Below are 14,351 nucleotides of genomic sequence, written 5' to 3'. Positions count from 1 at the left end.
TTTGACGCCGCGTGGAACTCACTCCGTGAGTTTCCACGCGGCGTTTAAAGGATTAGACCATCTCCAACAAGCGGTTTATTTCTAGCTCATTTTGCACTCTGACATCCATTTCTTGCGCGAATGCCCAATCCGAAGTCTGCCCCAGTGCCTCACTGACTTCATCCATGGTCATATCTGGCTCGAAGACATCAAACATATCTGTCACCAAAATGCAGGCGAGCTTCACCGGGTCTTTCAACAGCACCGGCACCACCAAGAACTCAGTGTCTTCCGTGCAATGCCATTCGATATGCTCGCACACCTCATCCACCGTGGTATTCCACAGCGCCGGAATGACAGGCGTATCTGGCGCCCACTGATACTGCCCCAGGAACTGCGCGCGGAAGGCTTCGTCATGAATGCAGGCGTGGAACTCACTGGCAGTAATCAGCCGCAGCTTTGCCTCAATCCGGTGCAGCATCGTGTTCTTTGCCATGAGCTAACCTTCCCGCGCTCTTAAGAAGTAAGCGGACCCTAAATTGCTTTAGTTTCTGATAATACGAGCTTCTTTCCACTTCCGACACCGCTTTGGCACATCTATTCATGCGCGGGCGTTGTGTGCCGGCATGCAAAAAGACTCCGCGTGCAGCCAGTTTACTGGTCTGCGCACGGAGTCTCCGTATTAAATCCCCGGAGTATCCCCTAGCGGACGATGCCGAAGCCGCCGGTCCAGCCGACCTTCTCAGATGCTGCCAGGGTCAGCTGCAGGAAACCAATTGCCTCGAGCTCGTGTGCACGCTTCAGGGAGCCGGCATCAATAGCTTCTACGCCACCCGCGGTGATAGCGGATGCGAGGGTGTTCTTAGCAGCCTCATCATCACCAGCGACAAGAACGGTAGTAGCGAGCTCGCCAACCTTCTTGGTAGCCAGGGTTGCTGCGAAGTTGGTGTTGAATGCCTTAACAACGGAAGCCTTAGGCAGCTTTTCTGCGAGCTCAGCAGCAGCGGAGCTACCAGCAGGAACAGTCAAGGAATCAAAGGTGTTGAAGTCCAGTGGGTTGGTGATGTCCACTACGACCTTGCCGTCAAGCTGGTCACCGTGGCTAGCAACAATCTGCGCCAGTGCTGGGTAAGGAACTGCTAATACAACAACATCGCCTTCAACGGTGCCCTGGCCATCAGAGCCGATGAACTGAACGTCAGCGCCGCCAGCTTGGAAGATGTCCGCAATAGCGGTGCCCATGTTGCCGGAGCCGAAGATGGTTACGTTGGTCATAATTTTTTCCTTTGATGTGCTCTAGAGCTTCTCCCAAAAGCATTGGTTTCATGTACAACTAAATTTATATCACCGATTACTTAAAGGTGCAACCTTTTGCGCTAAACTGTTGTTTATGGATGACACACAATGGCTTTCACAACGCGAACAAGAAGCATGGGTACGCTTTGCCGCCGTGCTCGAATTACTACCCTCAGCACTGGATACTCAGCTCAGCAAAGACTCTGACCTGACACACTTTGACTACTTTTGTCTATCCACTCTGTCCGAGACTCCCACGCGCATTCTGCTCACAAGTGAGCTCGCCTCACGCACCAACGCCACTCTCCCCCGACTCTCGCGCGTGCTGACAAAACTGGAAAAACGCGAGTACATCACCCGCACCCCCTGCAAGCGCGACCGCCGCGCCACCGAAGTCGCACTCACGGAAGCCGGCTGGAACAAAGTCGTCGCCTCCGCTCCCGGGCATGTCACCGAAGTCCGCCGCCTTGTTGTCGACGCCCTCGAACCTAATGAGATAGACCAACTAGCCAATATCTCCGCCAAACTGCTCTCCAGGCTCGACCCCGAGCAGCGAGTGATCGCATCTTCTCCCCTGTATCGACGCCAGCAGCCTGATACCGGCAAAGACTAATCGGCTGCAGAGCTCCGGCGCCCTTGCTTCATTGGCGCAATCTCAGACTCAGTCCCGTCAACGATCGATTCTTCATTCGGGCGGGAATTACTGGAAGTATCTGCCCCAAATAGCTCGTGTCGATACCTTGCCAGTTCCTAGCCGACATCAACCCGCTCGTTCCCAAAGTGATTATATAGTTTCTTGCGTGCCTATACATTTCGCTCATCCATAGCTCTGCAATCTGTCTATTCTGGACAGTTTCCAGCCCTCGATAAACCGGCTGGACCACTTCAAAAGTAAGTTCCCGGTGGAGGGCTGGTACAGCCCTCCACCGGGAGCTTGAGCCGAAACCGACCCCAATCCATTCTCAAGATTGCAATGAATGCCAGGAACTCGATTCGAAACCGTATACTGCGAATTTTTCCTGCTAATGGGCTTCTAGTTCACGGCCTTCAACTGGTGCCGCCTGAACTTGCGAACGACTAGTCAACGAACCGCTCGTGGCGGACATCCGCATCAAGTGGCTGAGAGCAACACCCAGCGTCTTTTGGTCCTCAGTATGCACATGGACCTTGTTCTCTATGTCCTGAGGCCGAGGTATGCGGCTGAGCGAAAGCAACTCGATCCCAACGACGCAGTCAAACTGGTCACAATCCACAATTACGTCAGGAGTAAGCTCAACCGACTGCTTAATAGCTCGGCTATTGAGCTCAATATATGCAGCGGTCATATCATCTGCTTGCGTTACTTGAATCTTCATTTAGCTCAGTCCTTCCCTCGCACAAATACCGAGACAACCTTTGTGGGGTTCGAATTGTTAACAGTAACTACACAAATCACCTTACCCAAATCCGCTTCATACACGGTGCGATCTGGTTGATTTCCAGGTCTGCTCAAATGGTAATTATTAAGAACATACCGGATGTCTGCTTCCGTAATATTTCTTTGTCTCATGCGCATACGTGCATGCCGCCATATATTTAACTCATTGTCCATCGCGCTGATGAACCTCGAACGCTAGCCTTCTAACGAATTCACCATTCAGCTCGATTTCGAATTTGTATAGCCCTGGTTTCTCAATCAAAATTGGTGCCCTAAATACAAATACGGACGCAACTTTTTCGTCATAGTGAACTGCATTAACTTCATCTTCGACTTTAAAGTCGAATTCAATCTGCGGAATTTCACCTTCTTCAGGACCAATCACTGTTATGCGTACTTCCGGTGCATCCAACGATTCGTGTCTACGGATTCTTCCTGCGACTGAGACATCTAAGACACTGGGAAATGACGAAGATTTTGCTTCCGTAAAGCTTGCCCCGACCGCAGTAATCGTCCCCCGTTCCGTCTTCGCGTATTCAGCCAAAAATGCGTAATCTAATTCTGCCTTCATGTACATCAGTATTCCACACAATTCCACCCATTCGAATCTCTATTTGAGAATCTACCTTCACTCGGTCACAAAAGGTCGCGCGACCAGCTGGCTTCCTGGTCTGCTCACTAGGTCTGCCTATAAGACCCCGGCAAAAATCTGTACTGCGGTCAATTTCCGAAGTACTTTCGGATCCTGCTGTAGGCACCCAGCTCCTCGAGTGCGTACTTCAGAAACTCCTCTTGATCGTCGTCATACATGTCGACTACATACTCGATGTCCTCAAATGACGGAATCCGGTTAAGCTCACGCAGCTCAAGGCCAACTAGATATGAATCCTCATCGAAATCTGCAAACACATCATCTTCAATCTCGATTGAATATTCTACCTCGTTGCCATTGAGCGTAATGTACGCCGATCCGCGCTCTTCGGTCTGAGTCTCCTGCATTTCCTGTGCTTTCATGTCTCTCCAAATCGTTTTGCCTGGGCTTTCCGCCCAAGGCGCCATTTCCTGCCGCGTTTAATAGTTGACAGCTACGAAATACTTAGACTGTCGTCCGCAGCGATAGGTTCCAGAGAGATGAGACAAAAGAATCCTCCGGACACTCGCCTATTTAGTGGCAAGCATCCGGAGGATTTATTTCTGAGGAGAACTTCTCAGCAGGGTTTTAAGTTGTTACACGCTCTAGGTCATCTGGGTTGGCGGGGGCGGCTTGGTCCGCGTGGGCATCGGCAAGCTTGTGCGTACCGGTGTATGGCTCCACCTTACCCAGGCGCAGGCGGGCGTAGTGTTCTTGTTCTTCCTGGTAGTCAATGCCCAGCGGGCGACGAGGGACGTCCTGGAGCAGCATTGCTGCGACGATGGAAAGCAGCGACATCACGATGATGTAGACCGCAATCGCGTTGGTAGAACCGGTAGCTTCCAGCAGACCCTGGCCGATGGTTGGTGCGAAGGCACCACCGATGACCGTGCCCACGCCGTAGGAAATGGATACGCCGGAGAAGCGAATGTTGGCTGGGAAAAGCTCGGTGTACCACGCTGCCTGTGGGCCAAACGAGAAGCCCAGGCCGACGGCGAAGATGCTCAGACCGGCTGCAACCTTGAGTGGCTCGGCGGTGTTGACCAGTGCGAACATTGGGAATGCGAAGATGATCAACCAGGCGTAGCCGAACAAGTACGTGTTACGGCGACCGAAGTAATCCGAGGCAATGCCGCTGAGCAGCGTAGTAAGGAACCAGACGCCGGCCGCGGCGCTGATGCACAGCATCGCGGTGGTGCGGTCGAAAGCAATCGGGCCGTCTGGGTTGGTGGTGTACGCGGTGACAAAGCCACCGGTGGCGATGTAGCCGGATGCATTCGAACCAGCGAACAAGAACGCCGCACAAACAATCAGTGCCCAGTGCTTCTTAAACAGCACGGCGACAGGCGCCTTGGTTTGCTGCTTACGCTTTGCAATGTCCTGGTAAATCGGCGTCTCATCCACCGAGCGGCGAATGAAGTGGCCCAGCAGAACCAGAACGAAGCTCAGGATGAAAGGTACGCGCCAGCCCCACTCCAAGAAGGCATCACCGGGTGAGATAACGCCGGTCATCAGCGCGAATACGCCGGTGGCCAGCAGCATGCCCAAAGACACGCCCATCTGCGGGTACGTGCCGGCCAAGCCACGCTTGTGCGGTGCGGAGTGCTCCACGGCCATCAGTGCGGCACCGCCCCACTCACCGCCGGCGCACAGGCCCTGGATAAGACGAAGCACCAGCAGGATAATCGGTGCTGCGACACCAATCTGCGCGTAGGTGGGCAGCAAACCAATCATGGTTGTGCACACGCCCATACCAATCAGCGTTGCTACAAGCACCGAACGACGCCCGAAGCGATCGCCCAAGTGACCCGCCAAGAAAGCGCCGAGCGGGCGGAACAGGAAGCTAATGCCAATAGTTGCCAACGACAACATGAGTCCGAACTCCGAACCGAGCGGCTCAAACATCAAGGTGGAAAACACCATACCCGCTGCCTGCGCGTAGATAAAGAAGTCGTAGTACTCGATTGTGGTTCCGGCAATCGTCGCAAAAGCTACGCGACGGTCCTTCGCCTTGGTATTAGCGGCCATGAGATTCTCCAATTACTAGCCTTCGTCTGAATAAAGAAAGGCACTGAGCAACAGATACTTCTGCTGCTCAGATGCTCATCGATATTCAAACACAGAATCTCAAAAATCCACCGCCCGATTTCGCTTCGCCTAACGACGAAAACTTTCCGACGACTTTCGGTCCCGCCCCATTTTTCGCCGGCATGCCCATTAGCTAGCAACAACGCCGAAAAATCACGTGACCTTGAGTTCTTCAAAATTTTAATGGTATTACCATCGGCGCTGAATATTAATCTTCAGTTATAGACCGCTTAGTACGGAATTGGGGTTGGAGTGGGCTGGGTTTGTCGGGCCGTTTGATTTGAGAGTCTTTCAGAGCAAACCCCGTTGCGGGGTGGAAAGATGGTCAATGATGAAGAAGTTTAAAAAGCACACCCCAGAACAGATCGTGGGCAAGCTTGACCAGGCCGCGAAGCTCAAGGCGGAAGGTAAAACGAACGCTGATGTAGCCCGCGATCTGAAAGTCAGTGAGGCAACACTGCATCGCTGGCAGAAAACCTATGGTCAGATGGATCGTGCTGGTGCACGAGAACTGAAAGCCCTGCGGGATGAAAACGACCGGTTAAAGAAGCTTTTAGGCGAAGCAGAGCTAGATAAAGCAGCCTACAAGGAGTTGGCTGAGGGAAAATTCTAACCCCCACAAGACGCTACGACGCCGTGCGTCATCTCATGGATGTGCTGGGGTTATCCCAGCGTCGTGCCTGCTTGATCGTGGGGGTTGCTAGAAGTTCTTTCCAACGAGCCCACAAACACGCCAAAGACGTTGTCACGTTCGATAAGTATGCTGAGCTTCGGCAATGGTTGCATACGTGGGCTGCACAGAATCCTCGGTGGGGATATCGCCGTGCCTGGATTAAAACTAAAGAGGAAGGTTTTGATGTGGGACGGGACGTGGTGCGGCGTGTGTGGCGTCAGGAAAATCTTCGGGTTCCGTCGAGGAAACGGTCGAAGCCGAAAACCTTGGCGGATCCCACTCCCAGGGTGGAGCCAGCAGCATGTCCGAATGATGTGTGGGCGTTGGATTTCCAGTTCGATTCGGACTATCACGGCAGGTCAATCAAGGTCTGCAACGTGATGGATGAGTTCACCCGTGAGCATGTCGGGTTTACAGCAGATTCCACTATTGATGCTGCAGCTGTTGTGGAATTGCTGGATGTTATTGCCTGTGAGCGTGGTCAGCGTCCTCGTGTGGTGCGGATGGATAATGGGCCTGAATTTATCAGTAAGACTCTGCAGTCGTGGGCTGCTGAGGAAGAGACGGTGCAGGCGTTTATTCCTCCTGGTCAGCCGTGGCATAACGGGTTTGTGGAGTCATTGCATAACAGGATGCGTGATGAGTTGTTTGAGCAGGAATGCTTCCTGGATCTGGAACATGCCCGGTACTGCATCGGACAATGGTGTCACAGGTACAATACGTATCATCCTCACTCGGCACTGGGATTTATCCCGCCGGAGGAATTCAAGAAGCAGTTTTTAAGCAAAGTCGCTTAAATCAACTGGACCTAAAATCCAGACCACCCCAGGGTGCCAAGACACAGAAATAATTTCCGCTTAGCTGACTGGCATGTCCTCTAAAGCTCATCTACGCATCTCAATACACTTCTACGTTTCTCAAGACACGAGAAGAAATTAGCTACCATACCAGCTGGTACAGAAAATACTCTCAGAGCTGGACGCGCTCTAGCCCTAGTCCCTACTCATCCCATCAGATGCAGTGAACATGATGCGATTCATCGTAACCCGAAACGTCAACACGACTCATCTCGGCTGGTGCGGGCAACATTAGTCCTGTTATACGCATGGTTCATGTTTACATTCTTTCGTTATAGGGTTTGAGGTAGGGGCTTCCGGTTCAGAACATTAACGGTGTTTTGAACCGGAAGGTTATACTTATTTCCTCTTCCGGGCTTGCCCTTTTTGGCTTTTGCCGGGGCTCATCCCCGCTGGTGCGGAGAACATTTGCTGCTGCGATTGCTGCGATTCAGGCGGCTCGGCTCATCTCCGCTGGTGCGGGGAACATTGACGATGGAAGATCTTGAAAATATCGGTGGCGGGCTCATCCCCGCTGGTGCGGGGAACATCGCAGTCATTACGCCGGCGTTGAATCGGGTTTCGGCTCATCCCCGCTGGTGCGGGGAACATGCGGGGAGCGCGTTTAAGGCGGTTACATGGCTGGGCTCATCCCCGCTGGTGCGGGGAACATCTTTAGAACGGTGTGCGGCTCACTTGCAAACAGGGCTCATCCCCGCTGGTGCGGGGAACATCTTTGCGTTATTGGCCGGTGCCGAAAGGTACGGGGCTCATCCCCGCTGGTGCGGGGAACATGGTGAGGTCTTTGGCGCGGGGTGGGATGATTGGGGCTCATCCCCGCTGGTGCGGGGAACATTTGACATATTCGCGCAATTCGGATCGGCGCATGGTCTCATCCCCGCTGGTGCGGGGAACATATGTCATCTTGATCATTCGTGGTGTCTGTTAGGGGCTCATCCCCGCTGGTGCGGGGAACATCCGCGCTTTCCCCGATGTTATGGAGGGAATTCCGGCTCATCCCCGCTGGTGCGGGGAACATGCAGACGATCCCGCCAGCGTAACTCAGGTGTGGGGCTCATCCCCGCTGGTGCGGGGAACATGGGTAGCCATGGCGCAAGGCGTAAACGCCGCCCGGCTCATCCCCGCTGGTGCGGGGAACATAGTTCTTACCAGACAGACCAAGATCCTCATAGCGGCTCATCCCCGCTGGTGCGGGGAACATGCAGTGTGGGCGCTCATACTGGGGCTGGTTTGGGGCTCATCCCCGCTGGTGCGGGGAACATTCAGCCACAGCCACAGTCCTGGACTCGTGCGTCGGCTCATCCCCGCTGGTGCGGGGAACATCTTAGCCTTTTCCTCAAGTGCAATGCACGCCTGGGCTCATCCCCGCTGTTGCGGGGAACATTGGTACTTTTGTTGGCTCTTGGCTGTCTGGCGGGGCTCATCCCCGCTGGTGCGGGGAACATATCGAACCGCGACTATTGAACTTCGGTAGCTTCGGCTCATCCCCGCTGGTGCGGGGAACATATTGCACGCGCTGGTGCCACCGTTTCCACTGGGGGCTCATCCCCGCTGGTGCGGGGAACATCGGTTTTTGCTGCTCACAGGCTCGCGCTCGCAGGGCTCATCCCCGCTGGTGCGGGGAACATTAGCGTTCCGGATTGTCGGTTACCCAGCGGGAGGGCTCATCCCCGCTGGTGCGGGGAACATACAGACCCCCGGTTTGTTTCCAATGTTGAAGCGGGCTCATCCCCGCTGGTGCGGGGAACATGTCATCCCAGCCCGCGCCAAATACTTCGTTGAGGGCTCATCCCCGCTGGTGCGGGGAACATCTTACGGAATAGATCGGCGCGTGCGTTCTGTAGGGCTCATCCCCGCTGGTGCGGGGAACATTTCAGGATCGATGTCTGCGATAGCTTCAGCCAGGGCTCATCCCCGCTGGTGCGGGGAACATAAGCCTACTTGCTCCGGGATCCTACCCGTGGTGGGCTCATCCCCGCTGGTGCGGGGAACATGAGACTGGCGCAGCACTGGTGCCAGTGAACGAGGGCTCATCCCCGCTGGTGCGGGGAACATGAGGGCCTCGGTAACTTGAAGCTCGGCGTGGACGGCTCATCCCCGCTGGTGCGGGGAACATGAGGGCCTCGGTAACTTGAAGCTCGGCGTGGACGGCTCATCCCCGCTGGTGCGGGGAACATCTTAGTGGAATGATCGCGATGTGTACGCACTCAGGCTCATCCCCGCTGGTGCGGGGAACATGCAAGCAAACTCTCGGCACCGCTCAACGCGTCCGGCTCATCCCCGCTGGTGCGGGGAACATAAGACATAACAAACTCCTTATTCATCGAAAGCGGGCTCATCCCCGCTGGTGCGGGGAACATAGCCCCTTGCAAAGGGTTGACCTCAGCCGAATGGGCTCATCCCCGCTGGTGCGGGGAACATCGGCGCTCAAACCGCTTGTGGATCCTAGTGGCGGGCTCATCCCCGCTGGTGCGGGGAACATACATCACCCAGCGACTTGCCTTGACCACCAGCAGGCTCATCCCCGCTGGTGCGGGGAACATATGCTCTTCATCGGTCAGCTGCCGTGTGGCGGCGGCTCATCCCCGCTGGTGCGGGGAACATCCGCGTTGTAATTCACCACAACGCAGCAGTAAAGGCTCATCCCCGCTGGTGCGGGGAACATTCTATAGGGGACATAAGTTCAATTACTGGAATGGGCTCATCCCCGCTGGTGCGGGGAACATCAGAATTTCGCCGTAACCACCATAATCAATCTCGGCTCATCCCCGCTGGTGCGGGGAACATTGGAAATTGACCGATCGCGCTACGGTTGCCACGGGCTCATCCCCGCTGGTGCGGGGAACATTGGCTCTACGTCCACAACGTTAACCGGTGCTGGGGCTCATCCCCGCTGGTGCGGGGAACATTAGCGCAGGCGGACGAGAATGGTGATGCTCTTGGGCTCATCCCCGCTGGTGCGGGGAACATGACAAAATTACGGTTTCTGCCTTACCCCTATCAGGCTCATCCCCGCTGGTGCGGGGAACATTTCCTCTAGCTGCCGGATTTGCCCGATGGTGTAGGCTCATCCCCGCTGGTGCGGGGAACATTTCGCGCACAAATCCGAGCAGAATTTGACTCCCGGCTCATCCCCGCTGGTGCGGGGAACATTGTCCGATGCCGATGATATGAATGATGGAACAGGGCTCATCCCCGCTGGTGCGGGGAACATGAATTTTGATTACCTCATGATCCAGCAGGCAGGGGCTCATCCCCGCTGGTGCGGGGAACATGTGATCGATCTAGTCCCGCATGAACCAAGACTGGGCTCATCCCCGCTGGTGCGGGGAACATGGATGTGAAGGACGTGCGCCAGCAGGTTACGGGGGCTCATCCCCGCTGGTGCGGGGAACATGCCAACCCATCCGATCCGGTTAGCCGTGGACAGGGCTCATCCCCGCTGGTGCGGGGAACATTAGATGTTTGCCGGGGGCTATGGATTTCAGCAGGGCTCATCCCCGCTGGTGCGGGGAACATGGTAGCGGGCAGTTTGATTCTTCAGCGATTCCCGGCTCATCCCCGCTGGTGCGGGGAACATAAGTACTTCTTGGCAACGTCGCAGTAACGGCAGGGCTCATCCCCGCTGGTGCGGGGAACATGACACTACCAACGATCAAGAGGACATCTCACGGGGCTCATCCCCGCTGGTGCGGGGAACATTAACTTTGTAGAGATTGATCAAGCCCTTGGAACGGCTCATCCCCGCTGGTGCGGGGAACATCAGGCCAGGAAAGACTCATCCAGTGGCACCATGGGCTCATCCCCGCTGGTGCGGGGAACATTAGAAGCACTCGCTTGCGAAGATCCCGCCGCGCGGCTCATCCCCGCTGGTGCGGGGAACATTCGCAAAGCTGCGCGATGCACACGAAGAAGCACGGCTCATCCCCGCTGGTGCGGGGAACATGTGAACAGGTGACATACTTGGCTCTCGGTAGGCGGCTCATCCCCGCTGGTGCGGGGAACATTTGCTTGAAGATATTAAAAACGCGCCGCCTGAGGGCTCATCCCCGCTGGTGCGGGGAACATCAATCGTGTCACCGCTGACTGTAGCCGCTGCACGGCTCATCCCCGCTGGTGCGGGGAACATCATTGCGCTTCGGCCTGTTGCCGTTGCTGTTACGGCTCATCCCCGCTGGTGCGGGGAACATTAGGGCACTGTTCGATCTCGACAACTCGAATTGGGCTCATCCCCGCTGGTGCGGGGAACATATCAAATTGCGCGCGGTAATGGCATTGGAACTGGGCTCATCCCCGCTGGTGCGGGGAACATCGTGTAGTGGTTCCATTCCAGGGTTAGGTAGTCGGCTCATCCCCGCTGGTGCGGGGAACATTCCGCAATTGACTTATAGCCGATGCCCTTTCTGGGCTCATCCCCGCTGGTGCGGGGAACATTTGGATCTTATGTTCTCGATCCGTTAACTTTTCGGCTCATCCCCGCTGGTGCGGGGAACATTATTTTAGTTCCCACTTTCCTACAGAGTTACCGGGCTCATCCCCGCTGGTGCGGGGAACATTCTGATTCTAGCCTGGTTTATAGGGGTCATGAGGGCTCATCCCCGCTGGTGCGGGGAACATATCCTAATATCTCACACTGTGAGGATTGCCCCGGGCTCATCCCCGCTGGTGCGGGGAACATTTATAAATGTCAGTCTTTAACGCGTTGATCAAGGGCTCATCCCCGCTGGTGCGGGGAACATACCCCATCACGAACGAGGTACTTCACGTCCCCGGGCTCATCCCCGCTGGTGCGGGGAACATTCGGTAGTCGTACAACTCTTGAACCGAATGATGGGCTCATCCCCGCTGGTGCGGAGAACATAATTGTTCTGTATGGGGATGGATCCTTTCACTGGGCTCATCCCCGCTGGTGCGGGGAACATTCACTCATTGATTACCTCCACGGGTGAGCGGCGGGCTCATCCCCGCTGGTGCGGGGGACATGTCCGCCACGACTACGGCAGCGACCTGAGCGGGGGCTCATCCCCGCTGGTGCGGGGAACATTTGTGGTGTCCTTTCGGTTGGGGTGGGTTAGATGGCTCATCCCCGCTGGTGCGGGGAACATGTCAGGTGCGGTACGACGTAGAGAGCGAGTGGGGGCTCATCCCCGCTGGTGCGGGGAACATATCGTCTCTCACTACGTGCATGAAGCGTGCTGTGGCTCATCCCCGCTGGTGCGGGGAACATAGCAGCACGTCCAACGTCACTTAGGACGCGGAAGGCTCATCCCCGCTGGTGCGGGGAACATTCTTTAGTGCTCCATGCGTGGGTGGGTACGCGGGGCTCATCCCCGCTGGTGCGGGGAACATCAGTATATGGGCGTGTAGTGGTATCGCCTGACGGGCTCATCCCCGCTGGTGCGGGGAACATGGAAACAATAAACATAGTAACTGGCATGTACGGGGCTCATCCCCGCTGGTGCGGGGAACATTGGTGGTTTTGATCGTTTATAGGTTCTTTAGGGGGCTCATCCCCGCTGGTGCGGGGAACATAAACCCGGGCACCACAACGCAATCGGTAGCTTCGGCTCATCCCCGCTGGTGCGGGGAACATCAGGCGCAAAGAGCGCGAACGGCAAAAGAATGGGGCTCATCCCCGCTGGTGCGGGGAACATATCTTCGGAACCGTGCAAACATTCTTGATCCAGGGCTCATCCCCGCTGGTGCGGGGAACATTGTGCTGGTAACGGCTAATTTTGACAATATGGCGGCTCATCCCCGCTGGTGCGGGGAACATTTAGCCATAGGAAGATGCTCATTGGGTGTCCCCGGCTCATCCCCGCTGGTGCGGGGAACATGCCGGACGGATACCGGATGCATTATGCTGCGAACGGCTCATCCCCGCTGGTGCGGGGAACATGTACACGATTGAGCATTCTAACAACACAGGCCGGGCTCATCCCCGCTGGTGCGGGGAACATTCGATCAGGTCTTCCCCGCTTTGCATTGCATCGGGCTCATCCCCGCTGGTGCGGGGAACATACTCGATGACCACGGGGTTTCGGAGCCCAAGTGGCATTTTACATACGACTTCATTTGAAATTCAACACGGACAACCAACCACACGCATCAGAACAACTAGGCGTTCGGATTCTTGCGATATCCCGCCCTTTGTCTGCGTGCGTTTGACCAACCCGTTCGGCGATTATAGGTTTCCCTGTTCTTGGTAGGACGCAACATCAAGGTCAGACCCCCATAATCAGTCGGCTCCCAATCATGCCTGTGAGTAAGAAACTCTAGCCCCTGCTCATTGTTTGTTGAATGAACTAGTAGAGCACGCCCATCCTTACATAATTCAACCGTGCGTTCCCAGAGCAAGTCGCGGATCCTGGCGCTGGGTCGTCCGACGAATACTCCTGAGCTCAATTCAATGAGCCATTTGTTCAAGTCGCCACGTAGCCCAGCTGGGCAGGCTGTAATAACCAGTACCATCATGGCGTAATCTCATCCTCTGACCAATTGACCCCGGACGAAATAACTTCAAGTTCACTCCACAACATCAGCTCAACATCACTTATTAGATATTCGTCGTCAACATCGAAAAGGTATTTCAGGTCACGGACCATTCTTTGCATGATCCGTTCCTTCACCACTCTGTCGCGAATATTCCGACGAACGTTGGTTGACGGACTTCCCATTTCCGCAGATAAAGCGTCGAATGCTGCAGGAATGGAAACTTCCGCCTTATACAAATCTGCAATGTCATAAACAAATGACCGGTCGGTACCTGTGTGAACAATACCCAATGAAGGTACGAAGCCAAGAGCTGAGATCACAGCGTGAGCTACTCCGTAGAGCGCAGCACTACCAGAAGTTAACGCCTGGTTGATCGGGTCGGAAGATTCAAAATCTTGAGGATCATATGAACGCCGATTCCAATACACGTTGGTTCGAGCAGCTTCCTCAGCATAAATCTTCTTCATACGCGCGCCTTCTCTTCCTCGCAGTTGAGACATCGTTAACGTCGATACGTCTTCGTTTGGAAAACGAAGCTCGTACATCTTCCGCGCACAATCGAGTCGCCTGCGCTGATTCGAGAAGACACTTGCATGAATCTCTGCCATTCGAGATGATTTAGCAGGCGGACGTCCGGCAGCATAAAATCGGATGCCCTTTTCACCAACCCACACCACCGAGCAGCCTGAATCGCCCAACAGGGCCATGGCTGCATAGGTGACTTTGGTACCAGGCCCAAGTAGAAGGGCCGCAAGCTGCGTAGCTGGTACATGAGCCACTCCCCGACGGTCAGAAACCGTAAGAGAGTTCCCATCTCGATTAACAACAGCTCTTTCTACGTACAGAAAACTAATACGATCTTCCATGCGAGACAGTGCTTTTCTCACAATAGGGACTTCACTTGGGACTGTCATT

The 14,351-nt window shown here is 55.2% G+C and carries 12 protein-coding genes and 1 CRISPR repeat array; of the genes, 3 read left to right on the top strand and 9 right to left on the bottom strand.

The window, feature by feature from the left end; translation table 11 throughout:
- Nucleotides 1-52 precede the first annotated feature (52 nt).
- Together CCASEI_RS04570 and CCASEI_RS04565 are read right to left on the bottom strand one after the other, a co-directional pair.
- On the bottom strand, nt 53-475 hold the full coding sequence (locus CCASEI_RS04570) for a hypothetical protein (protein ID WP_006822365.1): 423 nt from the start codon (nt 473-475) through the stop codon (nt 53-55).
- 206 nt (nt 476-681) lie between these two features.
- Nucleotides 682-1,254 carry an NADPH-dependent F420 reductase gene (locus tag CCASEI_RS04565; RefSeq protein ID WP_006822364.1) on the bottom strand — a complete coding sequence of 191 codons (573 nt, stop codon included), beginning with the start codon at nt 1,252-1,254 and terminating at the stop codon, nt 682-684.
- Between the two features lie 115 nt (nt 1,255-1,369).
- Between CCASEI_RS04565 and CCASEI_RS04560 the strand changes: the two genes are divergently transcribed.
- Nucleotides 1,370-1,888, top strand: coding sequence for a MarR family winged helix-turn-helix transcriptional regulator (locus CCASEI_RS04560; protein ID WP_025387270.1), 519 nt, complete (start codon nt 1,370-1,372; stop codon nt 1,886-1,888).
- Nucleotides 1,889-2,297: 409 nt separating this feature from the next.
- Here the strand turns inward: CCASEI_RS04560 and CCASEI_RS04555 are convergent, their stop codons facing one another.
- The 5 genes from CCASEI_RS04555 to CCASEI_RS04540 form a co-directional block, all read right to left on the bottom strand.
- Nucleotides 2,298-2,630, bottom strand: coding sequence for a DUF2283 domain-containing protein (locus CCASEI_RS04555; RefSeq protein ID WP_025387269.1), 333 nt, complete (start codon nt 2,628-2,630; stop codon nt 2,298-2,300).
- A gap of 5 nt (nt 2,631-2,635) precedes the next feature.
- Nucleotides 2,636-2,830, bottom strand: coding sequence for a DUF4258 domain-containing protein (locus tag CCASEI_RS14695; RefSeq protein ID WP_225868456.1), 195 nt, complete (start codon nt 2,828-2,830; stop codon nt 2,636-2,638).
- 25 nt (nt 2,831-2,855) lie between these two features.
- Complete coding sequence (locus tag CCASEI_RS04550) at nt 2,856-3,263, bottom strand: DUF6941 family protein (protein ID WP_006822361.1); 408 nt, start codon at nt 3,261-3,263, stop codon at nt 2,856-2,858.
- A 149-nt stretch (nt 3,264-3,412) separates the two neighbouring features.
- Complete coding sequence (locus CCASEI_RS04545) at nt 3,413-3,706, bottom strand: DUF2283 domain-containing protein (protein ID WP_006822360.1); 294 nt, start codon at nt 3,704-3,706, stop codon at nt 3,413-3,415.
- Nucleotides 3,707-3,911: 205 nt separating this feature from the next.
- Complete coding sequence (locus tag CCASEI_RS04540) at nt 3,912-5,351, bottom strand: MFS transporter (RefSeq protein WP_025387268.1); 1,440 nt, start codon at nt 5,349-5,351, stop codon at nt 3,912-3,914.
- A gap of 388 nt (nt 5,352-5,739) precedes the next feature.
- On the opposite strand from CCASEI_RS04540, the gene CCASEI_RS04535 reads away from it, so the two are divergent.
- Nucleotides 5,740-6,024, top strand: coding sequence for a transposase (locus tag CCASEI_RS04535; RefSeq protein ID WP_081466614.1), 285 nt, complete (start codon nt 5,740-5,742; stop codon nt 6,022-6,024).
- Nucleotides 6,025-6,047: 23 nt separating this feature from the next.
- A complete protein-coding gene (locus CCASEI_RS04530) occupies nt 6,048-6,881 on the top strand; it encodes an IS3 family transposase (RefSeq protein WP_155894813.1) in 834 nt (277 codons plus the stop codon).
- Nucleotides 6,882-7,321: 440 nt separating this feature from the next.
- Nucleotides 7,322-12,962: a CRISPR direct-repeat array (repeat unit 28 nt; unit sequence GGCTCATCCCCGCTGGTGCGGGGAACAT).
- Nucleotides 12,963-13,058: 96 nt separating this feature from the next.
- Here CCASEI_RS04530 and cas2e read toward each other — a convergent pair.
- Together cas2e and cas1e are read right to left on the bottom strand one after the other, a co-directional pair.
- The gene (cas2e, locus tag CCASEI_RS14375; RefSeq protein ID WP_006822358.1) at nt 13,059-13,415 is read right to left on the bottom strand and encodes a type I-E CRISPR-associated endoribonuclease Cas2e; all 357 of its coding nucleotides are present in this window, start codon (nt 13,413-13,415) and stop codon (nt 13,059-13,061) included.
- Complete coding sequence (cas1e, locus tag CCASEI_RS04525; RefSeq protein WP_006822357.1) at nt 13,412-14,350, bottom strand: type I-E CRISPR-associated endonuclease Cas1e; 939 nt, start codon at nt 14,348-14,350, stop codon at nt 13,412-13,414. The genes cas2e and cas1e overlap by 4 nt, the downstream gene beginning before the upstream one ends.
- Nucleotide 14,351 lies beyond the last annotated feature (1 nt).

This window comes from Corynebacterium casei LMG S-19264 (assembly GCF_000550785.1).
GTDB classification, from domain to species: domain Bacteria; phylum Actinomycetota; class Actinomycetes; order Mycobacteriales; family Mycobacteriaceae; genus Corynebacterium; species Corynebacterium casei.
This window is presented reverse-complemented; position numbering and strand designations above follow the sequence as displayed.